The organism is Streptomyces sp. WAC07094 (assembly GCF_036320405.1).
Lineage (GTDB): Bacteria > Actinomycetota > Actinomycetes > Streptomycetales > Streptomycetaceae > Streptomyces > Streptomyces lannensis.
The window spans coordinates 6,094,830-6,120,397 of the sequence record NZ_JAVMJZ010000001.1 but is presented as its reverse complement, the minus strand read 5'-3'; the positions used below and the strand labels follow the sequence as shown (position 1 = coordinate 6,120,397).

The 25,568-nt window shown below is 70.7% G+C and carries 24 protein-coding genes; 8 read left to right on the top strand and 16 right to left on the bottom strand.

Features of this window, described 5'->3' with window-relative positions:
- Window positions 1-108: 108 nt before the first annotated feature.
- The 3 genes from pknB (at window position 109) to RCR19_RS27055 (ending at window position 3,551) form a co-directional block, all read left to right on the top strand.
- Window positions 109-2,022 carry a Stk1 family PASTA domain-containing Ser/Thr kinase gene (gene pknB, locus RCR19_RS27065; RefSeq protein WP_331267493.1) on the top strand — a complete coding sequence of 638 codons (1,914 nt, stop codon included), beginning with the start codon at window positions 109-111 and terminating at the stop codon, window positions 2,020-2,022.
- A gap of 67 nt (window positions 2,023-2,089) precedes the next feature.
- Entirely contained in the window at window positions 2,090-2,956 is an 867-nt protein-coding gene (locus RCR19_RS27060; RefSeq protein WP_331269567.1) for a deoxyribonuclease IV, read from the top strand.
- Window positions 2,957-3,038: 82 nt separating this feature from the next.
- Complete coding sequence (locus RCR19_RS27055; protein ID WP_331267492.1) at window positions 3,039-3,551, top strand: DUF4396 domain-containing protein; 513 nt, start codon at window positions 3,039-3,041, stop codon at window positions 3,549-3,551.
- Window positions 3,552-3,567: 16 nt separating this feature from the next.
- On the opposite strand, the gene RCR19_RS27050 is transcribed toward RCR19_RS27055, so the two are convergent.
- Window positions 3,568-4,200, bottom strand: a complete 633-nt coding sequence (locus RCR19_RS27050; protein ID WP_331267491.1) for a sulfite oxidase-like oxidoreductase — start codon at window positions 4,198-4,200, stop codon at window positions 3,568-3,570.
- A 153-nt stretch (window positions 4,201-4,353) separates the two neighbouring features.
- On the opposite strand from RCR19_RS27050, the gene bfr reads away from it, so the two are divergent.
- On the top strand, window positions 4,354-4,833 hold the full coding sequence (bfr, locus tag RCR19_RS27045; RefSeq protein ID WP_059133256.1) for a bacterioferritin: 480 nt from the start codon (window positions 4,354-4,356) through the stop codon (window positions 4,831-4,833).
- A gap of 15 nt (window positions 4,834-4,848) precedes the next feature.
- On the opposite strand, the gene RCR19_RS27040 is transcribed toward bfr, so the two are convergent.
- Window positions 4,849-5,100: a (2Fe-2S)-binding protein gene (locus RCR19_RS27040; protein ID WP_331267490.1), complete on the bottom strand. Its 252-nt coding sequence runs from the start codon at window positions 5,098-5,100 to the stop codon at window positions 4,849-4,851.
- A gap of 160 nt (window positions 5,101-5,260) precedes the next feature.
- Complete coding sequence (locus RCR19_RS27035) at window positions 5,261-6,613, bottom strand: 3-deoxy-7-phosphoheptulonate synthase class II (protein WP_331267489.1); 1,353 nt, start codon at window positions 6,611-6,613, stop codon at window positions 5,261-5,263.
- 366 nt (window positions 6,614-6,979) lie between these two features.
- On the opposite strand from RCR19_RS27035, the gene RCR19_RS27030 reads away from it, so the two are divergent.
- Window positions 6,980-8,965 carry an anthranilate synthase family protein gene (locus tag RCR19_RS27030; RefSeq protein WP_331267488.1) on the top strand — a complete coding sequence of 662 codons (1,986 nt, stop codon included), beginning with the start codon at window positions 6,980-6,982 and terminating at the stop codon, window positions 8,963-8,965.
- Here the strand turns inward: RCR19_RS27030 and RCR19_RS27025 are convergent.
- The 5 genes from RCR19_RS27025 to RCR19_RS27005 all read right to left on the bottom strand — a co-directional run bounded on the left by RCR19_RS27025 (window position 8,911) and on the right by RCR19_RS27005 (window position 14,214).
- Window positions 8,911-9,912, bottom strand: coding sequence for a 2-hydroxyacid dehydrogenase (locus RCR19_RS27025; protein ID WP_331267487.1), 1,002 nt, complete (start codon window positions 9,910-9,912; stop codon window positions 8,911-8,913). The genes RCR19_RS27030 and RCR19_RS27025 overlap by 55 nt on opposite strands.
- A 139-nt stretch (window positions 9,913-10,051) precedes the next feature.
- Window positions 10,052-11,080, bottom strand: coding sequence for a 6-phosphofructokinase (locus RCR19_RS27020; RefSeq protein WP_059133261.1), 1,029 nt, complete (start codon window positions 11,078-11,080; stop codon window positions 10,052-10,054).
- Window positions 11,081-11,230: 150 nt separating this feature from the next.
- Window positions 11,231-11,923: a response regulator transcription factor gene (locus RCR19_RS27015; RefSeq protein WP_331267486.1), complete on the bottom strand. Its 693-nt coding sequence runs from the start codon at window positions 11,921-11,923 to the stop codon at window positions 11,231-11,233.
- A gap of 187 nt (window positions 11,924-12,110) precedes the next feature.
- Window positions 12,111-13,373 carry a DUF5931 domain-containing protein gene (locus RCR19_RS27010; protein ID WP_331267485.1) on the bottom strand — a complete coding sequence of 421 codons (1,263 nt, stop codon included), beginning with the start codon at window positions 13,371-13,373 and terminating at the stop codon, window positions 12,111-12,113.
- Window positions 13,374-13,455: 82 nt separating this feature from the next.
- On the bottom strand, window positions 13,456-14,214 hold the full coding sequence (locus tag RCR19_RS27005; protein WP_059133304.1) for a lysophospholipid acyltransferase family protein: 759 nt from the start codon (window positions 14,212-14,214) through the stop codon (window positions 13,456-13,458).
- A gap of 161 nt (window positions 14,215-14,375) precedes the next feature.
- Here RCR19_RS27005 and RCR19_RS27000 point away from each other — a divergent pair, with 161 nt between their 5' ends.
- Window positions 14,376-15,155, top strand: coding sequence for an alpha/beta fold hydrolase (locus tag RCR19_RS27000; protein ID WP_331267484.1), 780 nt, complete (start codon window positions 14,376-14,378; stop codon window positions 15,153-15,155).
- The gene (locus RCR19_RS26995) at window positions 15,148-15,747 is read left to right on the top strand and encodes a hypothetical protein (protein ID WP_331267483.1); all 600 of its coding nucleotides are present in this window, start codon (window positions 15,148-15,150) and stop codon (window positions 15,745-15,747) included. Before RCR19_RS27000 ends, RCR19_RS26995 begins: the two co-directional genes overlap by 8 nt.
- A 6-nt stretch (window positions 15,748-15,753) precedes the next feature.
- On the opposite strand, the gene RCR19_RS26990 is transcribed toward RCR19_RS26995, so the two are convergent.
- From RCR19_RS26990 to RCR19_RS26965, 6 genes are all read right to left on the bottom strand, one after another.
- Window positions 15,754-16,512, bottom strand: coding sequence for an endonuclease/exonuclease/phosphatase family protein (locus RCR19_RS26990; protein WP_331267482.1), 759 nt, complete (start codon window positions 16,510-16,512; stop codon window positions 15,754-15,756).
- 126 nt (window positions 16,513-16,638) lie between these two features.
- Entirely contained in the window at window positions 16,639-17,592 is a 954-nt protein-coding gene (locus RCR19_RS26985) for an ROK family glucokinase (protein ID WP_331267481.1), read from the bottom strand.
- A gap of 100 nt (window positions 17,593-17,692) precedes the next feature.
- A complete protein-coding gene (locus RCR19_RS26980; RefSeq protein ID WP_331267480.1) occupies window positions 17,693-18,205 on the bottom strand; it encodes a DUF5304 domain-containing protein in 513 nt (170 codons plus the stop codon).
- A 114-nt stretch (window positions 18,206-18,319) separates the two neighbouring features.
- Entirely contained in the window at window positions 18,320-19,489 is a 1,170-nt protein-coding gene (locus RCR19_RS26975; protein WP_331267479.1) for an ArsA-related P-loop ATPase, read from the bottom strand.
- 133 nt (window positions 19,490-19,622) lie between these two features.
- Entirely contained in the window at window positions 19,623-20,069 is a 447-nt protein-coding gene (locus tag RCR19_RS26970) for an SRPBCC family protein (protein ID WP_059133269.1), read from the bottom strand.
- 130 nt (window positions 20,070-20,199) lie between these two features.
- Window positions 20,200-20,997 (bottom strand): metallophosphoesterase, encoded by a 798-nt coding sequence (locus RCR19_RS26965; RefSeq protein ID WP_331267478.1) that lies wholly within the window; start codon window positions 20,995-20,997, stop codon window positions 20,200-20,202.
- Window positions 20,998-21,304: 307 nt separating this feature from the next.
- On the opposite strand from RCR19_RS26965, the gene RCR19_RS26960 reads away from it, so the two are divergent.
- Window positions 21,305-23,101 (top strand): AMP-binding protein, encoded by a 1,797-nt coding sequence (locus RCR19_RS26960; RefSeq protein WP_331267477.1) that lies wholly within the window; start codon window positions 21,305-21,307, stop codon window positions 23,099-23,101.
- 20 nt (window positions 23,102-23,121) lie between these two features.
- On the opposite strand, the gene RCR19_RS26955 is transcribed toward RCR19_RS26960, so the two are convergent.
- Together RCR19_RS26955 and RCR19_RS26950 are read right to left on the bottom strand one after the other, a co-directional pair.
- Window positions 23,122-24,708 carry a GMC oxidoreductase gene (locus tag RCR19_RS26955; RefSeq protein ID WP_331269566.1) on the bottom strand — a complete coding sequence of 529 codons (1,587 nt, stop codon included), beginning with the start codon at window positions 24,706-24,708 and terminating at the stop codon, window positions 23,122-23,124.
- A gap of 134 nt (window positions 24,709-24,842) precedes the next feature.
- Window positions 24,843-25,391 (bottom strand): DUF1062 domain-containing protein, encoded by a 549-nt coding sequence (locus tag RCR19_RS26950; protein ID WP_331267476.1) that lies wholly within the window; start codon window positions 25,389-25,391, stop codon window positions 24,843-24,845.
- Window positions 25,392-25,568 lie beyond the last annotated feature (177 nt).

Here is a 25,568-nt window from a genome sequence, read left to right as displayed (position 1 = left end):
GCACACGGCCCCGTACAGGTGCGGCGAGCGTCACAGGTCGGCTGCAGTCGCACCCCGGCTCGGCCGTATCCGTCGGGCGGGTCGTTATGCCCTCGTAGACTCACCTGCGTGGATACGACCCTTCACGACCCTCTCGTCGGGCATGTGCTCGACGGCCGCTACCGCATCGACGCCCGTATCGCGGTCGGCGGGATGGCCACGGTCTACCGGGCCGTGGACACCCGCCTCGACCGCGTCCTGGCACTGAAGGTGATGCATCCGGCGCTGGCCGCCGACGGCTCGTTCGTCGAGCGCTTCATACGCGAGGCCAAGTCAGTCGCGCGCCTCGCGCACCCGAACGTGGTGCAGGTCTTCGACCAGGGCGCCGACGGCTCCTACGTCTATCTGGCCATGGAGTACGTCGCCGGCTGCACCCTGCGCGACGTGCTGCGCGAGCGCGGGGCGCTGCAACCGCGCGCCGCCCTGGACATCCTCGAGCCGGTGCTCGCCGCCCTGGGCGCCGCCCACCGCGCCGGATTCGTGCATCGCGACATGAAGCCGGAGAACGTCCTCATAGGGGACGACGGCCGGGTCAAGGTGGCCGACTTCGGGCTCGTACGGGCCGTGAACACCGTCACCAGCACGACGGGCGCCGTCCTCGGCACGGTCTCCTATCTGGCCCCGGAGCAGATCGAGCACGGCACGGCCGACCCCCGGGTCGACGTGTACGCATGCGGGGTCGTCCTCTACGAAATGCTCACCGGCGGCAAGCCCCACTACGGGGACTCCCCCGCCCAGGTGCTCTACCAGCACCTCAACGAGGACGTGCCGCCGCCGTCGGCCGCCGTTCCCGGTCTGTCCGTCGAACTCGACGATCTGGTCGCCTCGGCGACCGCGCGCGACCCCCGGCTGCGACCGGGCGACGCGGTGGCCCTGCTCGGACAGGCCCGCGAGGCGCGCGGCGCGCTCACCGCCGAGCAGCTGGAGGCGGTGCCCCCGCAGGCGATCACTCAGGAGCACGACAACGCCCAGGACCGCACGAGCGTCGTACCGCGCACTCCCGTCGCGCCGGACGCCGAGGCCCGGACGGCGGTGATCAACCGCACGAGCCGGCTCGAGATGCCTCCGCCCGGGCCACCCGCCGCCCGCCGCGGGCGCCCCAGGCGCGGGGTGTTCGCGGTTGTTCTCGCCGTGCTGGTGCTGTTCGGCGTGGGCACCGGCGTCTGGTACATCAACTCCGGTCAGTTCACCAAGGTCCCCCCGCTGCTGGCGAAGACCGAGGCAGAGGCCCGTGACCGGCTCGGGCAGGCGGGGCTCGAGGTCAAGCAGGTCAAGCACGCCTACAGCGACACGGTCACGCGTGGCACGGTGATCAGCAGCGACCCGGCGACGGGCGCCCGGATCCGCTCCCACGACTCCGTCACGCTGACCGTCTCGGACGGCCCGGAGACGGTCGGGGTACCGGATCTGAGGGGCGTCCGGCTGGAGAAGGCGCAGGAGCAGCTCACGCAGCACGGGCTCGTCGCGGGCATGGTCACGCGCGCCTTCAGCGAGGACGTGCCCAAGGGCTTCGTGATCGGCACGGATCCGGAGGCGGGCACCGAACGCCACGGCGGCTCGGCGATCGCGCTCACCGTGAGCAAGGGCAGCCCCGTGGAGGTTCCCGATGTCACGGGCAGCTCCATCGACGACGCCACCGCGCAACTGCGCGACGCGGGCCTGGAAGTGAAGATCGCGGACACCCGGATCATGTCGGCGTTCGAGGCCGGACAGGTCGCCGAGCAGTCGCCGGGCGCGGACAAGGAGGTCGGCGAGGGCGACACCGTCACGCTGACGATCTCCAAGGGCCGCGAGCAGGTGGAGGTCCCGGACGTGGTGGGCGACGGCGTCGACGACGCGAGGAGGGCCCTGGAGGAAGCGGGCTTCCAGGTCGAGGAGGACCGGGGGCTGCTGGGTCTGTTCGGCGAGACGGTCAAGAGCCAGTCCGTCGAAGGCGGCGACAAGGCGCCCAAGGGGTCGACGATCACGATCAAGATCCGCTGACGGCGCGCCACGGGACGCATGACACCCTTGAAGGGTGAGAACTCAGCCCTCCCATGGCCCGCTCGGCATGTCCGGTGCCGCCCGCAATCCCATCGGCGGCCATGTCCCCGTGGCCGGCGGTCTGAACTCGGTGGGACTGGCCTACGCGCGTGACCTCGGGGCGGAGACCGTGCAGGTCTTCGTCGCCAATCCGCGGGGCTGGGCGACGCCCGCCGGCAATCCGCGGCAGGACGAGGAGTTCCGTGCGGCGTGCGCCGCCGGGTCGATCCCGGCGTACGTCCACGCGCCGTACCTGATCAACTTCGGCTCGCACACCGAGGCGACGGCCGAGAGGTCCGTGGAGTCACTGCGGCACTCGCTGCGCCGGGGCCGGGAGATAGGGGCACTGGGCGTCGTCGTGCACACGGGCAGCGCGACGGGCGGCCGGGACCGGGCCGTCGCCCTCGCCCAGGTGCGCGAGCGCCTGCTCCCACTGCTGGACGAGCTCACACACGACGACGACCCCTTCCTTCTGCTGGAGTCGACCGCGGGCCAGGGTGCCTCCTTGTGCTCGCGGACCTGGGACTTCGGGCCGTACTTCGAGGCCCTCGACGCGCACCCCAAGCTGGGTGTGTGCCTCGACACCTGCCATGTCTTCGCGGCCGGGCACGACCTGACCGGGCCGCACGGGATGCACCGAACGCTGGACCTGCTGGTGGAGACGGTGGGCGAGGGACGGCTCCGGCTGATCCACGCGAACGACTCGATGGACCTGGTCGGCGCCCACAAGGACCGCCACGCGAACATCGGCGCCGGGCACATCGGCGAGGAACCGTTCCGCGCCCTGATGACCCATCCGGCGACCGAGGGCGTGCCTCTGATCATCGAGACGCCGGGCGGCAAGGAAGGGCACGCGGCGGACGTGGAGCACCTGAAGAAGCTGCGGGACGGCTGAGAGCGAACGGCTGCGGAATACCCCCATGGGGTATACGGTTCTGTGTGGCGACGGGAAACGCAGCCGGACATCGGGGGCCGCCATGCAGCACGAGGCACACACCGACCACGTAGCGCACTCCACTCGGGCCCATCACCGGCACGGCCACGGCACGGGGAGAGCGACCTGGCAGGCGGCCGCGCGGGCCACTCTGCACTGCCTCACCGGATGCGCCATCGGTGAGGTGCTCGGCATGGTGATCGGCACGGCTGCGGGCTGGGGCAACGGCCCGACCATGGCCCTCGCGATCGTGCTCGCCTTCGTCTTCGGCTACTCGCTCACCCTGCGCGGCGTCCTCGGGGCCGGCGTCGACCTCCGGACCGCCGTCCGCGTCGCCCTTGCCGCGGACACGCTCTCCATCGCCGTGATGGAGGTGATCGACAACGGTGTGATCGTCCTGTGGCCGTCCGCGATGGAGGCCCATCTCGGCGATCTGCTCTTCTGGGGCTCGCTGGCGGTCTCGCTCGCCCTCGCCTTCGTGCTCACCACGCCGGTCAACAAGTGGATGATCGGCCGCGGAAAGGGCCATGCGGTGGTGCACCGCTACCACGGCTGATCCGACAGCCGGCAGGTCAGAGTTCCGGGCCGTCCCCGGGCTCCTCCTGGTAGGAGTAGCGCTGTTCCTTCCAGGGGTCGCCGAGGTTGTGGTAGCCGCGCTCCTCCCAGAAGCCGCGCCGGTCGGCGGTCATGTACTCGACGCCGCGGACCCATTTGGGGCCCTTCCAGGCGTACAGATGCGGAACGATCAGACGCAGCGGGAAGCCGTGTTCCGCGGTGAGCAGCTCGCCGTCCTTGTGGGTGGCGAAGATCGCGCGGTCCGAGGCGAAGTCGGCGAGGCGCAGATTGGAGCTGAATCCGTATTCCGCCCAGACCATGACATGGGTGACCGCGGGCGCGGGCGGCGCGATCTCCAGAACCGTGCGCGCCGGCACACCGCCCCATTCCGCCCCGAGCATGCTGAACTTCGTGACGCAGTGCAGATCGGCCACGACGGTCGCATACGGGAGCGACGTGAACTCCTCGTGGTTCCAGCAGTGCTTCTCGCCGTCGGCGGTGGCTCCGAAGACCCTGAACTCCCAGCGCTCGGGGCGGAACTTGGGGACGGGGCCGTAGTGGGTGACCGGCCATCCCCGCTGCAGTCGCTGTCCCGGCGGAAGCTCGGATCCTGCCGCTTCTCGAGTTTCACGCTCCACCGGATGACCCATGACTCCATCCTGACAGACCGCGGAGGGTGCACATGACCAACCGGTACGCGAATCGGACAACTCCCACTAAGCGTGAACTTACTGGACGCGTTCGGACGCCAGTGCAATCATGCGGCGCAACCCGCCAGTTTCCGCTTGGAAGGAGCCCGCGCGATGCAGGGCGATCCGGAGGTCATCGAATTCCTCAACGAACAGCTCACCGGTGAGCTGACCGCGATCAACCAGTACTTCCTGCACGCGAAGCTGCAGGAGAACTACGGCTGGTACAAGCTCGCCAAGCACACGCGGGACGAGTCGTTCGACGAGATGCGGCACGCCGAGGTGCTCACGGACCGCATCATCTTCCTGGAGGGCCTGCCGAACTACCAGCGGCTCTTCCATGTCCGGGTCGGACAGAGCGTGAAGGAGATGTTCGAGGCGGACCGGCAGGTCGAGGTCGAGGCGATCGACCGGCTCAGGCGCGGGATCAAGATCATGCGGGAGAAGGGCGACATCACGTCCGCGAAGATCTTCGAGTCGATCCTCAAGGACGAGGAGGATCACATCGACTACCTGGACACCCAGCTGGACCTGGTGGAGAAGCTCGGTGAGGCGCTCTACATCGCACAGGTCATCGAACAGCCGGACAGCTAGCCGACGGCCGGAGGGTCAGGCGGCCTCTTCCAGACCGTCGGGACCGTCCTTGCCGTCCACGGCGGAGAGGACCGGCCCGCCCCGGTCGGCGAGCTCACGGCGCGGGCAGGCCCCGCGGCCGAGCAGCGACTGGATCCGCCGTACGCACGAACCGCAGTCCGTGCCCGCCTTGCACGCCGACGCGATCTGCCGGGGGGTGCAGGCGCCGTTCTCCGCGTGCTGCTTCACCTGCTGCTCGGTGATGCCGAAACAACTGCAGACGTACACGCGGTCCACCTCCCGACGGGATACCCGAGGTCGTGCCGTCCCGATCGATCGGTGAGGCAAACCTAACCTTACCCGTCGCGGAGTGACCGCAAAAGGCAGGTGGGGCGCCGATCGCATGTGATCCGCGCCCCACCTTCAGGGTTCATGGCAGTCCGAGCGGCTACTGGTCGCGGTACATCTCGGCGACGAGGAACGCCAGATCCAGCGACTGGCTGCGGTTCAGCCGCGGGTCGCACGCCGTCTCGTAGCGCTGGTGCAGATCGTCGACGAAGATCTCGTCGCCGCCGCCCACGCACTCGGTGACGTCGTCGCCGGTCAGCTCCACATGGATGCCGCCCGGGTGGGTGCCCAGCGACTTGTGGACCTCGAAGAAGCCCTTGACCTCGTCGAGCACGTCGTCGAAGCGGCGGGTCTTGTGCCCCGAGGCCGCCTCGAAGGTGTTGCCGTGCATCGGGTCGGTCACCCAGGCCACCACCGCGCCCGATGCCGTGACCTTCTCGACCAGCTCGGGAAGCCGGTCACGGATCTTGTCGGCGCCCATCCTGACGATGAAGGTCAGCCGGCCCGGCTCGCGCTCCGGGTCGAGACGCTCGATGTACTGCAGCGCCTCCTCGGCCGTCGTCGTCGGGCCGAGCTTGATGCCGATGGGGTTGCGGATCCGGGAGGCGAACTCGATGTGCGCACCGTCCATCTGCCGGGTGCGCTCGCCGATCCACACCATGTGGCCGGAGACGTCGTACAGCTGTCCGGTGCGCGAGTCGACCCTGGTCAGCGCCGACTCGTAGTCGAGCAGCAGCGCCTCGTGCGAGGAGTAGAACTCGACGGTCTTGAACTCCTCCGGGTCCGCCCCGCAGGCGTGCATGAAGTTCAGCGCGCTGTCGATCTCCCGCGCCAGCTGCTCGTAGCGCTGCCCGGAAGGCGACGACTTCACGAAGTCCTGGTTCCAGGCGTGCACCTGGCGCAGGTCGGCGTAGCCGCCGGTGGTGAAGGCGCGGACGAGGTTGAGCGTCGAGGCGGAGGCGTTGTACATCCGCTTCAGGCGCTCGGGGTCCGGGACGCGGGCCTGCTCGGTGAAGTCGAAGCCGTTCACGGAGTCGCCGCGGTAGGTCGGCAGCGTCACGCCGTCACGGGTCTCGGTGGGCTTCGAGCGCGGCTTGGAGTACTGGCCGGCGATCCGGCCGACCTTCACCACCGGCACCGAGGCGGCGTACGTGAGCACGGCGCCCATCTGGAGCAGGGTCTTGAGCTTGCTGCGGATGTGGTCGGCGGACACGGCGTCGAAGGCCTCGGCGCAGTCGCCGCCCTGGAGCAGGAACGCCTCGCCCCTGGCGACGGCTCCCATCCGGGCGCGCAGCTGGTCGCACTCGCCCGCGAAGACGAGCGGCGGATACGACTCGAGGTCCGCGATCACTGCGCGCAGAGCCTCGGGGTCGGAGTACTCGGGCTGCTGCGCCGCGGGCAGGTCTCGCCAGGTGTTGCCAGCGGTTGCGCTGGTCTTAGCGTTCACGGTCACCCCTCAACATTACGGGGTGACGTGATGGCTCCCGGCCCACGCCCAGAAAGTGAGACGACGGATACGCTCCGTGGACACCGGCGGCGGACCCCGGCGCCTTGCCCGAGCGGCCTCCCCACCCGCGCGCCCCTGGGTGCCACACCGCCGCGCGGCGACCGGGCCCGGCCCGCATCCCCCTCGGCGCGCCGTGCGATGGGGTAGGGTCGCCGCATGTTCGCGCACTCGAACCAGAACTGGTGGTGGACCGCTCGTCCGGCGGCCCACTGACTGCGCGTATCCCACGACTTCGCGAAGGCCGCCCGGGGGCGGCCTTCGGCGTTCGTGCGACCGGGGCCGTTCCTCCTCACGACAGACGGAAGAGGAACCATGGACCTCACACGACTCCTGCACGACGAGCGCCCGTTCGCCCTGCTGCGCCGCCGTACGCCCGGGCGCGACCACAACACCGTGGAGCTGCTGATCGGCCGCGTCGACGCCTACGAACGACTCGCCGATCTTCCCGACGAGGCGCTGGCCCTCGTCCCGTACCGCCAGATCCGCGAGCGCGGCTTCGACGTCCGTGACGACGGCACCCCGCTGCTGGCCCTGCGGCCCGAGGAGTCCTACGAGCTGCCACTCGACGAGGTCCTGGACCAGCTGCCCCGGCACGACGTCCGGGTGGAGGACGGCGGCTTCGACGTGCCCGACGAGGAGTACGCGCGGATCGTCGGGCGGGTGCTGGGCGAGGAGATCGCACGCGGCGAGGGGGCGAACTTCGTGATCCGGCGGACGTACGAGGGGACAGTGGCGGGATTCGGCCGCTCCGACGCCCTCGCGCTGTTCCGGCGGCTGCTGATCGGCGAGCGTGGCGCGTACTGGACCTTCGTGGTGCACACCGGGAACGGGGGGCCTTCGGCGGAAGGGCGGGGGCTGGGGACGAACGGGCGGACGCTGGTGGGCGCGAGCCCCGAGGTGCACGTGCGGATGTCGGGCGGACGGGGCGGGCAGCAGGCGCCGGCGGCCGAGGGCGCCGGCGGGGAACGGACCGGCGGAACCGTCGTGATGAACCCCATCAGCGGAACGTACCGCTATCCCGTGGACGGCCCGACGGCCGAGGATCTGCTCACCTTCCTCGCGGACGGCAAGGAGATCGAGGAGCTGTCGATGGTCGTCGACGAGGAGCTCAAGATGATGTGCACGGTCGGCGACATGGGCGGGGTCGTCGTCGGACCGCGCCTGAAGGAGATGGCCCACCTCGCTCACACGGAGTACGAGCTGCGCGGCAGGTCCACCCTCGACGTGCGCGAGGTGCTGAAGGAGACCATGTTCGCGGCGACCGTCACCGGCTCACCCGTGCAGAACGCCTGCCGCGTGATCGAGCGCCACGAGAAGGGCGGCCGTGGCTACTACGCGGGCGCGCTCGCGCTGCTCGGACGGGACGCGGGGGGCGCCCAGACCCTCGACTCCCCCATCCTCATCCGGACCGCCGACATCGACGCCGACGGACGGCTGCGGGTTCCGGTGGGCGCCACCCTCGTACGCGGCTCGGACCCCGCGAGCGAGGTGGCGGAGACCCATGCCAAGGCCGCCGGGGTGCTGGCGGCGCTGGGCGCGCGCCCGGCACGGCCGCGCGCGGAGCGCGAACGCCCCGGGCTCGGCGACGACCCGCGGGTGCGGGCGGCGCTCGACGGCAGGCGTGGCCGGCTCGCCCCTTTCTGGCTGCGGATGCAGGAGCGGACCGCGGACCTCACCGGACACGCGTTCGTGGTCGACGCCGAGGACACCTTCACCGCGATGCTCGCCCACGTCCTCCGGTCGTCCGGGCTCGAGGTGACCGTGCACCGGTACGACGAGCCGGGGCTGCGGGAGACGGTGCTCGCGCACGAGGGGCCGCTGGTCCTCGGGCCCGGGCCGGGTGATCCTTCGGACGCGGCCGATCCCAGGATGCGGTTCCTGCGGGAGCTGACGGCACGGGTCGTCCGGGACCACCGGCACGGGGTGCTCGGTGTCTGCCTGGGCCATGAGCTGATCGCGGCCGAGCTGGGCCTGGAGATCGTACGCAAGGAGATCCCCCACCAGGGCGCGCAGACCGAGATCGATCTCTTCGGCCGGCCGGAGACCGTCGGCTTCTACAACAGCTTCGTGGCGCACTGCGACGACGAGGCGGCCGCCGAGCTGGCCGCGCACGGTGTCGAGGTGAGCCGCGGCACGGGCGGCGAGGTGCACGCACTGCGCGGACCGGGGTTCGCCGGTGTCCAGTTCCACCCGGAGTCGGTGCTGTCGGTGAACGGCGCCGCCGTCGTACGGGAGCTGCTGGGTCAGTCGGTGGACCTGGGCACCAGGACGTTCTCGGAGCGGCGGCCCGCGGTGTAGTCGAGGACGTTGCGCACCGTGGCGTCGACGATCTGGGTGACGGCGTCCGCGGTGTAGTACGCCTGGTGTGAGGTGACCAGCACGTTCGGGAAGGTGACGAGGCGGGCCAGGGTGTCGTCCTCGACCGGCTCCAGGGACTTGTCGAGGAAGAACAGGCCCGCCTCCGCCTCGTACACATCGAGGCCGACCCCGGTGAAGCGGCCCGCACGCAACTCGGAGACCAGAGCCTGGGTGTCGATGAGACCGCCCCTGCTGGAGTTCACGAGGACAGCGTCGTCCTTCATGGCCCGCAGGGCGGTCGCGTCGATGAGATGGGTGGTCTCCGGCATCAGCGGGACATGCAGGCTGACCAGGTCGGACCGGGTGAGCAGCTCCTCCTTGGAGACGTACTGGAGGCCGAGCGCGACACACGCCGGGTTCTCGACGACGTCCCAGCCGAGGAGCCGCATGCCGAAGCCGTGGGCGATGCGGGTGAACGCCTCGCCGATCTTGCCGGTGCCCAGTACTCCGGCGGTGCGCCCGTGCATGTCGCGGCCCATCAGGCCGTCGAGACGGAAGTCGAAGTCGCGGGTGCGGTTGCCGGCCCGGACGATGCGCCGGTTGACGGCCATGGCGAGAGTCCAGGCGAACTCGGCGACGGAGTAGGGCGAGTAGTACGAGACCCGGGCGACCGTCAGGCCGATGCCTTCGGCGACCGGGAGGTCGATGTTGTTGAAGCCGGTGGAGCGCTGGGCGATCATCCGCGTGCCGCCGGCCGCGAGGGTCTGCAGGACGCGACTGCCGAGTTCGCAGTTGACGCTGGTGCAGACGATCTCCCGGCCGACGGCGATGGGCGCCGTGTCCTCGTTGAGGAAGACATCAAGACAGCGGATGTCGTGATGCCCCGCGAAGGCCTTCTCGAGCAGGGGCTTCTCGTCGGCCTGCACACCGAACGCGAGGATCTCCACGGGGCCCTCCGGCGATATGACCAGGATTGCCTGACAGCGGCGAATATACGGGGGTGCGGACGCGGGTGCGCTCGCGGGGCACCCCCGAAGGACGATCGCCGGGGAACGGCGACCGTCGGCCCCTGGTACCGCCGAAGCGTCAGCCGAAGAAGACGCCGACCTCGTCGTACAGCTTCGGGTCGACCGTCTTCAGCCTGGCCGTGGCCTCCGAGATCGGGACCCGGACGATGTCGGTGCCCTGCAGGGCGACCATCTTGCCGAAGTCGCCGTCGCGGACCGCCTCGATGGCGTGCAGGCCGAAGCGGGTGGCGAGCCAGCGGTCGAAGGCGCTGGGCGTACCGCCGCGCTGCACGTGCCCGAGCACGGTCGTACGGGCCTCCTTGCCGGTGCGCCTCTCGATCTCCTTGGACAGCCATTCGCCGACACCCGAGAGACGGACGTGCCCGAACGAGTCCAATGAGTCGTCCTTCAGCACGACGTCCCCGTCCTTGGGCATCGCGCCTTCGGCGACGACCACGATCGGCGCGTACGAGGCCTTGAACCGGGACGTCACCCAGGCGCACACCTGGTCGACGTCGAAGCGCTGCTCGGGGATGAGGATGACGTTGGCCCCGCCGGCCAGCCCCGAGTGGATCGCGATCCAGCCCGTGTGGCGGCCCATCACCTCGACCACGAGCACCCGCATGTGCGACTCCGCCGTCGTGTGCAGGCGGTCGATCGCCTCGGTCGCGATGTTGACTGCGGTGTCGAAACCGAAGGTGTAGTCCGTGGCGGACAGGTCGTTGTCGATGGTCTTCGGCACAGCGACGACCTTGATGCCGTACTCGTCCGCCAGCCGGCCCGCGACGCCCAGGGTGTCCTCGCCGCCGATCGCGACGAGCGCGTCGACCTCCTCCTTGGCGAGGTTCTCCTTGATCCGGCGGATGCCGTTCTCCTCCTTGAGCGGATTGGTCCGCGAGGAGCCGAGGATGGTGCCGCCGCGGGGCAGGATGCCGCGAACCGCCGGGATGTCGAGCCGGACGGTGTCTCCTTCCAAGGGACCCCGCCAGCCGTCCCGGAAACCGACGAAGTCGTAGCCGTACTCCTGCACGCCCTTGCGTACGACGCCCCGGATGACGGCGTTGAGCCCGGGGCAGTCGCCGCCTCCGGTCAGTACTCCGACCCGCATTGGAAATGTCCCTTCGCCGCGGTTGCCTGATGCGAGTCACGCTAATGGTGATCCACGTCACTTCGGCATGGCGCGGAGAGTCAATTCCGGTGAAATGTCGGCCAGTTGATCACCGCCAATTCACCCGAAAGTGGGAGCGCGCGGCACGGTTCACTCACCGTCGAGCCCTCGCTCGATCGCGTAGCGCACCAGTTCCACCCTGTTGTGCAGCTGGAGCTTGCCCAGGGTGTTCTGGACGTGGTTCTGCACGGTGCGGTGCGAGATGACCAGGCGTTCGGCGATCTGCTTGTAGCTCAGGCCCTTGGCGACCAGCCGCAGCACCTCGGTCTCGCGGTCGGTCAGCCGCGGTGCCTTCGGTTCGTCGGCGTCCGCGGCGGGCGCCGGTTCGGAGGCGAGCCGGCGGTACTCCCCGAGGACCAGTCCCGCGAGACCGGGGGTGAACACGGGGTCGCCGACCGCCGTGCGGCGCACCGCGTCGATCAGCTCCTCCGTGGACGCCGACTTCAGCAGATAGCCCGTGGCACCCGACTTCACCGCCTCCAGCACGTCCGCGTGCTCACCGCTCGCCGACAGCACGAGGACCCGCAGCGCCGGATCGGCACCGACGAGTTCCTTGCAGACCTGGACGCCCGGCTTCACGGGCAGATTGAGGTCCAGGACGAGGACGTCGGGCACTGCGGCACGGGCGCGGCGTACCGCCTGCTCCCCGTCGCCCGCGGTGGCGACGACGTCGAAGCCGGCCTCGGCCAGATCACGCGCGACGGCGTCCCGCCACATGGGGTGGTCGTCGACGACCATGATCCTGGTCGAGTCCCGCCGGGCCTCGGTCACGTCCCCCGTCATCGCCTCTCCACCCCCGTCACCCCTGCGAGCGGCGGTCCCGGTGGGGTCCCTGTCCGCCCGGCTCCTCGCGCCCTGCCCGGCAGCCCCGCCGCGGCCGCCCGGCACCCGCCGGCCGGTTCCGTCGTCGCCGGTCGCGCCGCCCTTCGCCCGGCCGCCGGCCGATCCCCGGCCGGCCGCTGTTCTCCCGTCATCGCGTCTCCGCCTTCCCCCGTGAGCCCTCCGGGCCCTTCGTGTCGTTCGGGCCGTCCGGGTCCTTCGCACCCTTCGGCACCTTCAGTTCCACTTCCGTGCCCTGGCCCGGAACCGAGATCAGCTCGGCCGTGCCGCCGATGTCGCGCAGCCGGCCGCAGATCGACTGGGCCACCCCCAGCCGCCCCTCGCCCTCCGCCTGGGCGAGCCGCCCCTCCGGGATGCCGGGCCCGTCGTCGCGTACGGTCACGACGATTCCCTGCGGCTCGTCCTCGACCAGGATCCAGGCGCGGGCGCCGTCCCCGGCGTGCTTGCGGACGTTGTCCAGAGCGGCCCCGACGGCCGCGGACAGCTCCCGCGCGGCGGCCGGGGCGAGCGGCACGGGCGAGCCCGGTGCGGACAGCGTCACCCGGGCGGCCGCGTACGGGGCCAGCAGGGCACGCAGATCGAGCGGGCCCTCCTCGGCGTCCGGTTCCTCGACCGCCCGGACGACCGCGCCGAGCGCGGTGTCCTCCGAGGCCCGTGAGAGGGGCACCAGGCCTCCGGAGACCAGACTGCGCAGGGCGACCTCCTGCTCGCCGGCCAGCCGGCCGAGCTCCGCGGCGTCGCCGCCGAGAGCGGTGCCGCGCCGCTGCACCATGGCGAGCACCTGGAGCACGCTGTCGTGGATGCCCCGGGCCAGCCGCTCCCGCTCGCGGGTCGCCGCCTCGATCTCCAGGGCACGGGCGAGGGTGCGCTCCGAGGCACGGGCGACCTCGACGACGTACCCGATGGCGATGGAGGCGACCCAGACGAGGACCACGTTGTGGATGGTGTCGCGGGCGGGTGCACCGCGCTCGACCAGGTTCGCCGCGGCGACCAGGGTGGAGGCGAGGGCCGCCCACCGCCAGCCGCCCTTGACCGCGAAGGCGAGCACCGACCCGGCGGTCCAGATCGACGGCAGGGTGGGGCCTCCCGCGAGGATCCGCTCATGGGTGTCGGCGAGGGGGGTGAGGAGGATGCCGCTGAGCGCGATCGTGAGGTCGGCGGCCAGGAACCGCTTGGTGCAGCTCGCGGCGTTCGCCACCCTCGGGAGCGTGGCCAGCGTCCAGCCGCACAGCACGGCGTAGTACACGATGGCCACCCAGGGCCGGGCGAAATGGCCGTAGGCGGTCGCGAAGAGCCCGATCGCGTACAGCATCGTCAGAACCCGGTACGCCGTCAGCGCACGCCACAGCGGCTGCTCGACCGACATCCGGATGACCCGCTCGCGCTTGGCCATGTCCCCCCTTTGTCGTTCACCTGGGCGGCGCCCCCGCCGGAGCGCCCCCTCGGTTCACTCCCCCCGACCGGGACGGACGCGTCTAGGAGTCCGGCCGTTCCCTCACGGCGCCCTTCCGTTCCTCCTTGTGCGCCTGCTCCGCTTCCTTGTGGGCCTGCTTCTCCGCCTTCGCCGCCTCCGCGATCTGCCGCTTGGCGGCCGTCGCGTAGATGTCGACGTACTCCTGGCCGGAGAGCTTCATGATTTCGTACATGACCTCGTCGGTCACCGCGCGCAGCACAAAGCGGTCCTGCTCCATGCCCCGGTAGCGCCGGAAGTCCAGGGGCTTGCCGATACGGATGCCCGGGCGCATCAGCTTGGGCATGACCTTGCCCGGCGGCTGGATCTTCTCCGTGTCGATCATGGCGACCGGGATCACGGGCGCGCCGGTGGCCAGCGCCACACGCGCGAGACCACCGGGCTTGCCGCGGTAGAGACGCCCGTCGGGCGAGCGTGTGCCCTCCGGGTAGATGCCGAACAGCTCGCCCCGCTCCAGCACCTCGATGCCGCTCTTGATCGCGGCCTCGCCCGCGCCGCGCGCACCGGAGCGGTCGACGGGGAGCTGTCCCACGCCCTTGAAGAAGGCGGCGGTCAGCCGGCCCTTCAGACCGGGTGTCGTGAAGTACTCGGCCTTCGCGATGAAGGTGACCTTACGGTCGAGCACCGCGGGCAGGAAGAAGGAGTCCGAGAAGGACAGGTGATTGCTCGCCAGGATCGCCGGGCCCTCGGCGGGAACGTTCTCCAGGCCTTCCACCCAGGGTCTGAAGGCAAGCTTCAGCGGCCCTCCGATGGATACCTTCATCGCGCCGTACAACAACCGACTGCCTCCTGTGTGTGTCGAACAGACCTTAACCCGGTCGTTTCGCAAAGAGGCCGACGGCCCTGGTCGGTGTCAGTGCGGTCGCGTACGGTGAAGTACCTGCAATCGACGTGCCCAGCCCCTTTCATGAACAGGAGACCGACGTGCCGGTCCTCCCTGGAGCCGAGCCGTACCGCCACGACGGCGGGGAGGTCGGCGTCCTCCTCTGCCATGGCTTCACCGGTTCCCCTCAGTCGCTGCGCCCCTGGGCGGAGTATCTCGCCGAGCGCGGCCTCACCGTCTCGCTGCCGTTGCTGCCCGGGCACGGCACACGCTGGGAGGACCTGCAGCTCACCGGCTGGCACGACTGGTACGCGGAGGTGGACCGCGAGCTGCGGGCCCTCGGCGACCGCTGCGCGCAGGTCTTCGTGGCCGGCCTGTCCATGGGCGGCGCCCTGGCTCTGCGGCTCGCCGCCAAGCACGGCGAGGCGGTGAGCGGCGTGGTGGTCGTCAACCCGGCGAACAAGGTGCACGGCCTGTCGGCGTACGCCCTTCCGGTGGCCCGCCACCTCGTCCGGGCGACGAAGGGCATCACCAGCGACATCGCCAAGGAGGGCAGCACGGAGCTCGGCTACGACAGGGTGCCGCTGCACGCGGCGCACTCCCTGCGCTCCTTCTTCCGCGTGGTCGACGGGGAGCTGCCGCAGGTCACGCAGCCACTGCTGCTTCTGCACAGTCCGCAGGACCATGTGGTGCCGCCGGCCGACTCGACCCGGATCCTCGGCCGCGTCTCGTCCACGGACGTGACGGAGATCGTGCTGGAACAGAGCTACCACGTTGCGACGTTGGACCACGATGCGGACCGGATCCACGAGGAGAGCCACTCGTTCATCGGCCGGCTCGCGCCCAGTGTCGGTAAGGAAGGGACGTCCGCAGGTGGCTGAGCACGACTCCGACCGCGAGGATCGCGAGCCGGACGAGAAGGGCGTGCCCTTCGACGAGGACGCCGCCTGGGCGGCGATCGTCGCGGGGTACGGCGACGAGCCCACGGACCCGCCCGGTTCGAAGCCGTTCAAGCCGATCGAGGATCTGGCGCTGCCCGCCATGGAGCCGAACGGCAAGGACGGTGAACAGACCGAGGAGAAGGGCGAAGGAGACGGGGAGCGCGGCGAGGAAAAGGACGAGCCGGCCAGGCCGCTGGGCAGCTCGATCTCCTTCGCACCCGGCGTGGGCCCGCGCGACTACGCACCGCGGGAGCCCTCCGAGGACGACTTCGACGATGACGACGAGGGCCACTTCGTCCCGCCCGAGCCGCCCCCGCTGCCCACAGGCGACACGACGTCGAAGTTCGCCTGGCTCGGAGTGGTCGGCGGTCCGATCCTGCTCCTGCTGGCCGTACTGCTCGGCTGGGAGATGACCTGGTGGCTCACCTCGCTCGGCGTCGGCGGCTTCCTCGGCGGCTTCGCGACACTGGTGGCGCGCATGAGGACGGACGACGAGGACGGCGACGACCCCGGCCGCGGTGCGGTGGTCTGACCGGCTCTACGACGCGGGAACCCTGAGGGCGGCAAGGACCGGGAAGTGGTCCGAGGCCGCCCTCAGGTCCGTCTCCGTCACCCCCGGGTGGCCGAGCGGAACGCCGCAGCCGAGGATCTCGGCCCCGCTCGTGGCGAAGAGGGCGTCGATGCGCTGGTAGGGGTCGGTGGGCGTCCAGGTGTACGCCGCGCCCCACGGGGCGGTGGCCCATCCGTCCTGAAGGCCGCTCGCCAGCCGTGCGAAGGTCGGGCCGTCCGGGCGTTCGTTGAGGTCGCCGCCCACGATCACGTGCTCGACACCCATCCGGGCGACCCGGTCGAGCACCATTCCGCCCTGGGCGTAGCGCTCGTTGCGCTCCAGGCTCAGATGAAAGCTCACGAGGCCGAGCCGGGCGCCCCCGAACCGTACGACCCCCGTGGCGAGGCCCCGGCGGTGCAACCCGGGGGTGAGCGGCAGGAGCACGTCCTCGGTGCGCTCCACCGTGGCGCGCAGCGAGCACAGGATCGCGGGTCCCGCCGCGGTACCGCCGCCCGTGAGGATCACCAGGTCGGAAGCCGCCGCGAGCCGCGCGAGCTTCTTGCGCCAGCGGAAGAAGCGCGGTGCCTCCTGGATCAGCACCACATCGGGCTCGCAGGCTCGAATCACCCGGGCGAGCGCGTCGGTGTCGTCCCGCATTGACCGGATGTTGTAGCCGAGGACCCTGACGACGGCCGAACCGTCGGGTTCGGTGCGGGAGTTGGGCAGAAGCGGAGTCGAGGGCGCCATGCCGATCAAGATAGCCCGTGCCCGGTGGGGGATTCGCGGGCGGGCCGGGCCCGGTCGTCGAGAACGACGGCGCCCGCCTCCCCGGTGCCGGGGGAGGCGGGCGCCGTCGAGTGAAGGGGGCGACCCCTACATGATCGGGTCGGGCTCCCGGGCCAGGTCGGCGGCACCGACCAGGCCCGCCTCGTTGCCCAGCTGGGCGGCGATCACCTCGGCGACCGGCCGCCAGTTGCCCCCGACCAGCCAGCGCTTGTACGACTTGCGGATCGGGTCGAGGACGAGCTCGCCCTCGTCCGAGAGACCGCCGCCCACGATGAACGCGGAGGGGTCGAAGAGCGAGGCCAGGTCGGCGAGGCCGGCACCGGCCCAGCGGGCGAGCTCACGGTAGGAGTCCACCGCGACCGGGTCGCCCTGGCGGGCGGCCATGGAGATGTGCTTGCCCTCGATGCCGTCCGGGGTGCCGTCGCCGAGCGAGAGCAGCAGTTCCGCGCTCTCGGGGGTGGCGTTGGCACGCTGCTTCGCGTACCGCACGAGGGCGCGGCCCGAGGCGTACTGCTCCCAGCAGCCCTGCGAGCCGCAGCCGCACAGCAGGCCGTCCGGGACCATCCGGATGTGGCCGAACTCCGCCGCCACACCGAAGTGACCGCGGCGAAGCTTGTTGCCGATGATGATGCCGCCGCCGAGGCCGGTGCCGAGCGTGATGCAGATGACGTTGCGGTGGCCCTTGCCGGCGCCGAACTTGTACTCCCCCCACGCGGCGGCGTTCGCGTCGTTCTCCACGACCACCGGGAGGCCCACACGGGCCTCGACCTCCGCCTTGAGCGGCTCCTGCCGCCAGTCGATGTTCGGCGCGAAGTACACCGTCGAACGCTGGCGGTTGACGTATCCGGCGGCACCGATGCCGACGCCGACGATCTCGTGCCCCGCGCGGGCACCCTCGACGGCCGCGGCGATGGCGTCCACGATGGCTTCGGGCGTACCCGGAGTCGGCACCTTGTGCGTGGAGAGGATGTTGCCTTCCTCGTCGACCACACCGGCCGCGATCTTCGTTCCACCGATGTCGACGCCGATGGTGAGTCCCATGAATCCCTCAGTTTCGGTCGAGCCCCGCTACGGCCAACCGTACCCGAGGGTGCTGACGGGCGTCGGGGCCCTCCCTGCGCCCCGACCACCCGGTACTGCCCTAGTCGAGGTCGATGCGCTCCCCTGGACCCTGGTCGCCGTCGGGACCGGAGTCGCGGGGGGTGCGGTCGGTCCAACGCCTTTCCTGGGCCTCGACCGCCGAGCGATAGGCGGCGAGCAGCTCGGAGCCGGCCGCGGCCAGGTGGTCGAAGATCTCGGGATTGCGCTCGATGACCGGTTCCACGGCGGCCTTGGCCTGCTGCACGGCCTGCTGGACCATCTGCTGGGCCGCGCCCGAGGCCGCGGCGCCGAACAGCGGTGTCTGCAGCCCGGACAGCTTGTCGGCGACGGCGTCGACGAGCTTGCGCAGCTCGTCGGCGGCCGAGCCGGGGGGCCGGCCGTGCTGGGCCCGGCGGCGCGCCTTCTCCGCGGCGAGGTCCTCGGCGCACGCCGTCGCCCAGGCGTCGGCGTCGGTCGCCCGCTCCCGCGGGTTCTCGGATTCGCTCGCCCAGGAGGGACCCCCACCGACGGCGGCGTCCTGAGCGGCGTCGGACGTGGGGCGCTCTTCGCTCATGGCGGACTCCTGACTGGGGTACGTACTCCCGACGTTACCCGAACGGGGGTACGTGATTCAGCGCGTGCCCGCCCGGCCGTCCCCGGCGCCCGGACGGGCGCCGGTCCGGACCGGTCACACGGAGCGCGGCCACAGCTCCGGGTCCGGAGCGAAGCGGATGCGCAGTTCTTCGTCGCGCAGGGCGGCGCCGGCCACGGTGCAGCGGCGCAGGGCGGACGGCAGCGGAACGATCCGCCGGAAGGAGCCCGCGGTCACGACGAGTTCGTCGCCGCGCCGTACGAGCTCGAGTTCCTCGCGTATCGCGCCGGGCAGCGGGATGTGCCATACGAGCACTCCGTCCTCGGCGAGGCGGTCCGCCACGGGCCACTCGACCGGGTCGGGCGCGGGATTGACCCCGGGAGGCAGGAGCGAGCCCAGGTCGTCGGCGCCGCGCGGGTCGCGGCCGAGATGCGGGAGCGGGTGCACGTCGTAGGTCCCCTGCCACTCCTCCAGGGCCTTGCGCTGCTGGGCGGCGAGGCCGGCCGGCCAGCTGTCCTGGCCGTGGTCGGGCAGGACACGGTTGGCGACCAGGAGCTCCGGCCGCAGGGCGCGCACCGCCAGGCCCGTGACGGCGGTGCGGACCGCGTCGGCCCCGGCCGGTCCCGGCTCGGCCACCAGCCACACGCTCGTGGCGCGGTCGGCGACCACGGACTCGACCGCGGCCAGCTCGCCGTCCCAGCGGGCGGCGGTCTCGTACATCCAGTCGGCGGGCATCGGGACGCCCGCGAGCCGGCCGAGAACGGGGCGCAGGGCGCGGGCGGCCTGCCGCTCCGGCGGGAGCAGACGGCGCAGATAGCGCCGGAGTTCCTCGGGCAGGGCGAGCAGGCCGAGCGCCTGCGGGACGGGGGGCAGATCGACGACGAGGAGGTCGTACGCCTCCGAGAGGGCGGCGTCGCGAAGGGCGCGCAGGAAGGCGAGTTCCTCGGCACCGGGGAGCGGGGTGACCTCCTCGGCGTCCAGCCGGGCGGCGCCGAGAAGGTCGAGCGCACCGGCAGCGCGGTCCTGGAATGCGACGAGGTCCTCCCGGAACCCGGCGGCGGCGTCCGGGCGCCAGGCGGTGAGGCCGGGGGCGGCTTCGACGGGTTCGGTGCCGGTGGGGACACCGAGGACCGCACCGAGGGCGTCGGTGCGGTCGGCGCCGAGCACGAGGGTGCGGTTGCCCCGGCGGGCGGCCTCCAGCGCGGCGGCCGCGGCGACGGTGGTGCGGCCGGAACCGCCCGGGCCGGTGATCAGGATGGTGCGCATGAGGGTGCACGCTACCGGGGCCCGGCCGAAGGGCCGGGCAGGACATGGGTGAGCCCGCACACGCGGCACCGCCCCGCTGCTCACGGGTGCGCCGCTCCGGACCGGGCGGCCTCGCCGGCGGCCGCCGGGACTGTCAGGCCTGCTCTCCCGACTCCACCCTCTTCTTCAGCCCTGCCAGCGCGCGGTCGATGATGACCTTCTCCGCCTTGCGCTTGATCATGCCGAGCATGGGGATCTTGACGTCCACGGTCAGCTGGTAGGTGACCTCCGTGCCGCCCGGGCCGGCCGGCTTCAGGAGGTAGGAACCGTCCAGGGAGCGGAGCATCTGGGACTTGACCAGCGTCCAGGAGACCTTGCTGTCACCCGTCCAGGTGTACGCCAGCGTCTGGTCGTCCTTGATCGCGCCCGCGTCCATCACGAGGCGCACCTGCTCGGCGCGGCCCTGCTGGTCCTTCGCGAGCACCTCGGCCTCCTTCACCTCGCCCGTCCAGTCCGGGTAGCGCGCGAAGTCGGCGATCACCCGCATGACGTCGGCCGGGGCCGCCTCGATCGTGATGCTCGAGCTGGTGTGTTCCGCCATCGACGTGGCTCCTCCAGATGCGGTCCGGTGAGGGAGGGTGGTGCGCACGTGCGCACGTGCGTGCAGCGTGAAGGCTACCGCGCACCGGCCGCGCGGCCACCACCCCTCCTGCCGACCGGCCGCCGGCCGCTCACCACTCCAGCGCCCAGGGTTTCCCGCTGCCCGCGAAGTGCCCGACGTTCACGCACTCCGTGGCCCCGATCCGCATCCTGCGCACCAGCGGTTGGTGGACATGGCCGAAGAGCGAGTAGCGCGGACGCGTGCGGCGGATCGCCTCGAGGAGCGCCCGGCTGCCGCGTTCGAAGCGGCGGGCCACGGTGTCGTAGACGAGCTCCGGCACCTCCGGCGGGATATGGGTGCACAGCACGTCCACCTCGCCCACGGCCTCGATCTTCGCGGCGTACTCCTCGTCGCTGATCTCGTAAGGGGTACGCATCGGGGTGCGCAGGCCCCCGCCGACGAAGCCGAAGGTCCAGCCGCCGATCTCCACCCGCTGGCCGTCCAGCACGGTCGTACCGGGTGCGGCGTACTCCGGCCACAGGGGCGGCATGTCGACATTGCCGTAGGTCGCGTACGTCGGCGTGGGGAACGCGGCAAACAACTGTGCGTACTGTCGGCGGATCGCCTTCTCGACGACCGCCGGGCGATCCGTGCCGACGCCGGCCCACAACTCGGCGCCGAACGCCCGCGCCTCCTCGAAGCGGCGGGCGGTACGCAGTTCCACCAGCCGGTCGGTGTTCTCCTTGCCGAACAGGTCCGGGAAGATCCCGCGCGAGTGGTCGGCGTAGTCCAGGAAGAGGACCAGGTCGCCCAGACAGATGAGCGCGTCCGCCCCGTCGCCCGCCCTGGCGAGGTCGCGCACATTGCCGTGCACGTCGCTGACCACGTGAATGCGCGTCCTCGGGTTACCGCCCGGTGTGGGAGCCATGACGATCAAGCGTAAGCGTGTGCGGCAACTGTGAACAGTGGCCGCCGGACCTGCGGATACTGGCCAGTCGGGAAAAGCGTGGACTACTGTGCGCAATGGAACGTCAACACATGTGACGCACGGAACATCTCGTCATGACCCCCTGTCGGAGAGGCCATACCGGCGGGTAACGTCCGGGCCGTCCAGTCGTGCTCAGGGTTTCAACCAACGACTCCGTAGCAAGAACCCTGCGCACTGCCCGAGCCTTGGACCGCACCGTCGAACTACACAGAGTCGTGGCGTCGGTGCCCTATGAGGAGCAGCAGTCTTGCGCGAGTTCAGCCTTCCGGCTTTGTACGAGGTCCCTGCCGACGGCAACCTGACCGACATCGTCCGCAGAAACGCCGCGCAGCACCCCGATGTCGCCGTCATCGCCCGCAAGGTGGGCGGCGCCTGGCAGGACGTCACGGCGACCGCCTTCCTCACCGAGGTGCGGACCGCCGCCAAGGGGCTCATCGCCTCCGGCGTGCAGCCGGGCGACCGGGTGGGACTGATGTCCAGGACCCGGTACGAGTGGACACTGCTCGACTTCGCGATCTGGAGCGCGGGCGCGATCACCGTGCCGGTGTACGAGACCAGCTCGCCCGAGCAGGTGGAGTGGATCCTCGGCGACTCCGGTGCGACCGCGTGCGTCGTCGAACTCGGCACGCACGCCGCGGCCGTCGAGTCGGTGCGGGACCGGTTGCCCGCGCTCAAGCACGTCTGGCAGATCGAGGCCGGCGGTGTGGAGGAGCTCGGCCGCACCGGCAGGGACGTCAGCGACGCCATGGTCGAGGAGCGCAGCTCGCTCGCCAAGGCCGACGACCCGGCGACCATCGTCTACACCAGCGGGACCACCGGCCGCCCCAAGGGCTGTGTGCTCACCCACCGCAACTTCTTCGCCGAGTGCGGGAACATCGTCGAGCGGCTGCGCCCCCTGTTCCGCACGGGCGAGTGCTCCGTCCTGCTCTTCCTGCCGCTCGCGCACGTCTTCGGGCGTCTGGTGCAGATCGCGCCGATGATGGCTCCCATCAAGCTGGGCTGCGTGCCCGACATCAAGAATCTCACCGACGAACTGGCGGCCTTCCGCCCGACGTTGATTCTCGGTGTGCCGCGGGTCTTCGAGAAGGTCTACAACTCGGCGCGCGCCAAGGCGCAGGCCGACGGCAAGGGGAAGATCTTCGACAAGGCGGCGGACACGGCCATCGCCTACAGTCGCGCGCTGGACACCCCGTCCGGCCCGTCCCTCGGGCTCAGGATCAAGCACAAGACATTCGACAAGCTGGTCTACAGCAAGCTGCGGGCGGTGCTCGGCGGCCGGGGCGAGTACGCCATCTCCGGCGGCGCCCCGCTCGGCGAGCGGCTCGGCCACTTCTTCCGCGGCATGGGCTTCACGGTGCTGGAGGGCTACGGGCTGACCGAGTCCTGCGCGGCCACGGCGTTCAACCCCTGGGACCGGCAGAAGATCGGCACGGTCGGCCAGCCGATGCCGGGCTCCGTGATCCGTATCGCGGACGACGGCGAGGTGCTGCTGCACGGCGAGCACATCTTCAGGGGCTACTGGAACAACGAGGCGGCGACCGCGGAAGCGCTGGCCGACGGCTGGTTCCACACCGGTGACATCGGCACCCTCGACGAGGACGGCTACCTCAGGATCACCGGCCGCAAGAAGGAGATCATCGTCACCGCCGGCGGCAAGAACGTGGCCCCTGCCGTGATCGAGGACCGCATCCGGGCGCACGCGCTGGTCGCGGAGTGCATGGTGGTCGGCGACGGGCGGCCCTTCGTGGGTGCCCTGATCACCATCGACGAGGAGTTCCTCGGCCGCTGGGCCACCGAGCACGGCAAGCCGGCCGGTGTCACCGCGGCGTCGCTGAGCCGGGACCCGGATCTGCTCGCTGCGATCCAGGACGCGGTCGACGACGGCAACGCCGCGGTGTCGAAGGCGGAATCGGTGCGGAAGTTCCGCATTCTCCCCTCCCAGTTCACCGAGGAGTCGGGCCACCTCACGCCGTCCCTGAAGCTCAAGCGCAGTGTGGTGGCGAAGGATTACGCGGACGAGATCGAGGCCATCTACCGCAAGTAGCGGGCCCGGAGGGCCTCATGTCATGACGCGGTGTCCTCGGCGAGGACCCGCGTCATGGTGCGTTCCGCGAGCGCGGTGATGGTGAGGAACGGATTGACGCCGATCGAGCCGGGCACGAGCGAGCCGTCGGTGACGTACAGCCTGGAGTACCCCTTCACACGGCCGTATGCGTCCGTCGACCGGCCGAGGACGCAGCCGCCGAGCGGGTGGTACGTGAAGTCGTCGGCGAAGGCCTTGCCGGCGGAGCCGAAGAGGTCGTACCGGTAGATCGTGGCGTTGGCGGCGTTGATCCGGTCGAACAGGTTCTTGGCCATCCGCACCGAGACGGCGCTCTGGGCGGCGCTCCAGCCGAGCCTCGCGGAGTCGGTCGCCCGGTCGTACGTGAAGGACGCCCGCTCCGGGTTCCCGGTGATCGCCAGGTAGAGGCTGATCCAGTGCTCCAGGCCCATGGGCAGCGGAGCGATCTCGGCGAAGACGGGGTTGGCGGTGTTGGCCCGGTCGTCGATGCCCAGTACGGGGATGGTGGACTCGTCGGCGCCGACCGTGTCCCAGAGGTGGTTGGCCCGGCCCGGCATCACATTGCCGTTGGTCCCCCAACCGGTCCCGACACTCTCGTCGAGTGCCGGCAGGGCTCCCGTCTCCCGTGCGCGCAGCAGCAGTTCGGTGGTGCCGAGGCTGCCGGCGCCGAGGAAGAGATAGGTGCAGGAGTACTGACGGGAGCCGACCACCGCGCCCGCGGGGTCGATCCGGTCGGCGGTCAGCAGATACGAGCCGTCTGCCGATCTCCTTATCTCCCTGACCCGTTCCAGGGTGTTGATGGTGACGTTGCCGGTGCCGAGGGCGGAGGCCAGGTAGGTCTTGTCGAGGGTGCGCTTGCCGTGGTTGTTGCCGTAGATGACCTCGCCGGCCAGTGCGGACCGGGTGACCGTACCGGCCGCCTCGCGTCGCATGTAGCCGAAGTCGTAGACGTTCGGCACGAAGGTGGTCCTCAGACCGGCGTTGGCGGCGGCCTTCCGCGAGGTGCGGGCGAACCTGTACCAGTCGGTCGACTCGAACCAGGCGGGGTCGACGGTGTTGACGCCGAGCATGGATCGGGCACGCGGGAAGTACGTGGCGTACATCTCGGCGGTGTCGACGGTGGGGAACTGCACGCCGAAGTACGCCGGCTGCGGGGCGACGGCCATGCCCCCGTTGACCAGTGAGCCGCCGCCGACGCCCCGTCCCACGTACACCGACATCGCGTCGAAGTGCACGCGGTCCAGGACACCGGGGTAGCGGCCGATGGCCCTGTTGACGACGTCCAGCCACAGGAAGGTGGCCAGGGGAGCCTCGGTGCGGGTGCGGAACCACATGGATCTCCGGTCCGGCGCACGGGTGGAGCAGAACACCTGCCCGTCGGGGCCGGGCGTGTTCCACAGGCGGCCCATCTCCAGGACCAGTGTGCGGATCCCCGCCTGCCCGAGGCGCAGGGCGGCCACGGCCCCGCCGTAACCGGATCCGACCACGATCGCGGGGGTGGTGTCGACGGCGTCGGGCTCGGCGGCCCCGGCGGACTGCAGGCCGATCCTGGTGAACCCGAGCGCGGCGGCCGTCCGGAGTGCGGCCATGCCCAGTACATGACGTCTCGCCATATGACGGTGTGTCAGTTTTTCTGTCATGGCCGCAGCATGCGCGGATTATCCGGTTCCGGCCAGTGCCTGTCCGGCGACATCCGCCGGACAGGCACCGTCCCGAGGAGGGTTCAGCGCTTGAGCGTGAAGGTGAAGTCGCCGGTGAGCCTGGCGCCCAGCCGGATCGCCGAGACGAGTTTGCCCTCCGTGACCAGCCTTTCGACCTCGGCCCGTGAAAGACCGCAGCCTTCGGCGATCAGTCGCACCGGCCGCACGGGAATCCGTGCCGCGAAGCGGACCGAGATGTCGGTCACCGCACGGTCCAGGTGATCCGATCCGCCGGTGTCGAGGCGCCAGGCGTTGTCCCAGTCGAGGGCGATGCGGTTACGGCGCCGCACGACCGGGTCCTGGAGCAGCTCGGCCGTCAGGCCGGGGTCGTTGTCGTGCAGCCGGTCCAGCAGCTCAGGAGGCACCGACCGCACATGCGTGCGTTCCAGCACCGTGAGCTTCGCCGTCTCCCCGCACCCGGTACAGAGCACGAGGAGCCAGACGTCGATGAGCTTGTGGTGTGCGTTGACGCGAAATTTACCGCTTGCCCGGAAGCGCTCGGACGCGCACGCATGGCAACGGCGGAGAACGAGCGGCAGGCAGGTGGGCATGACCACCCAGTGTGTGAGCACCGAAGTACACCGGTTTCAGTGAGAAGTCCGCAGCAGAAAGGAGCGCGGCGCACATGCGCGACGCGCGACAGATCAGCGTTCGGGGGGTCTCACACGGTGTACAACGGCACGTCCTTGGCCAGACGACTTGGTTCGGCAGCACGCTAACGGCGCGCGGCTGCGCGCTTCCACCGGTTT

Excerpts from the sequence above, each read along its gene's own strand:
- RCR19_RS26990 (WP_331267482.1), bottom strand. The coding sequence starts at position 16,512 with ATGGCGCCCTCGACTCCGCTTCTGCCCAACTCCCGCACCGAACCCGAC.
- RCR19_RS26965 (WP_331267478.1), bottom strand. The coding sequence starts at position 20,997 with ATGGCTCCCACACCGGGCGGTAACCCGAGGACGCGCATTCACGTGGTC.
- RCR19_RS27055 (WP_331267492.1), top strand. The coding sequence starts at position 3,039 with ATGCAGCACGAGGCACACACCGACCACGTAGCGCACTCCACTCGGGCC.
- RCR19_RS26975 (WP_331267479.1), bottom strand. The coding sequence starts at position 19,489 with ATGCGCACCATCCTGATCACCGGCCCGGGCGGTTCCGGCCGCACCACC.
- RCR19_RS26980 (WP_331267480.1), bottom strand. The coding sequence starts at position 18,205 with ATGAGCGAAGAGCGCCCCACGTCCGACGCCGCTCAGGACGCCGCCGTC.
- RCR19_RS27005 (WP_059133304.1), bottom strand. The coding sequence starts at position 14,214 with ATGAAGGTATCCATCGGAGGGCCGCTGAAGCTTGCCTTCAGACCCTGG.
- RCR19_RS27060 (WP_331269567.1), top strand. The coding sequence starts at position 2,090 with ATGTCCGGTGCCGCCCGCAATCCCATCGGCGGCCATGTCCCCGTGGCC.
- RCR19_RS27010 (WP_331267485.1), bottom strand. The coding sequence starts at position 13,373 with ATGGCCAAGCGCGAGCGGGTCATCCGGATGTCGGTCGAGCAGCCGCTG.
- RCR19_RS27020 (WP_059133261.1), bottom strand. The coding sequence starts at position 11,080 with ATGCGGGTCGGAGTACTGACCGGAGGCGGCGACTGCCCCGGGCTCAAC.
- RCR19_RS27030 (WP_331267488.1), top strand. The coding sequence starts at position 6,980 with ATGGACCTCACACGACTCCTGCACGACGAGCGCCCGTTCGCCCTGCTG.
- RCR19_RS26970 (WP_059133269.1), bottom strand. The coding sequence starts at position 20,069 with ATGGCGGAACACACCAGCTCGAGCATCACGATCGAGGCGGCCCCGGCC.
- RCR19_RS26955 (WP_331269566.1), bottom strand. The coding sequence starts at position 24,708 with ATGGCCGCACTCCGGACGGCCGCCGCGCTCGGGTTCACCAGGATCGGC.
- RCR19_RS27050 (WP_331267491.1), bottom strand. The coding sequence starts at position 4,200 with ATGGGTCATCCGGTGGAGCGTGAAACTCGAGAAGCGGCAGGATCCGAG.
- RCR19_RS26985 (WP_331267481.1), bottom strand. The coding sequence starts at position 17,592 with ATGGGACTCACCATCGGCGTCGACATCGGTGGAACGAAGATCGCGGCC.
- RCR19_RS27015 (WP_331267486.1), bottom strand. The coding sequence starts at position 11,923 with ATGACGGGGGACGTGACCGAGGCCCGGCGGGACTCGACCAGGATCATG.
- bfr (WP_059133256.1), top strand. The coding sequence starts at position 4,354 with ATGCAGGGCGATCCGGAGGTCATCGAATTCCTCAACGAACAGCTCACC.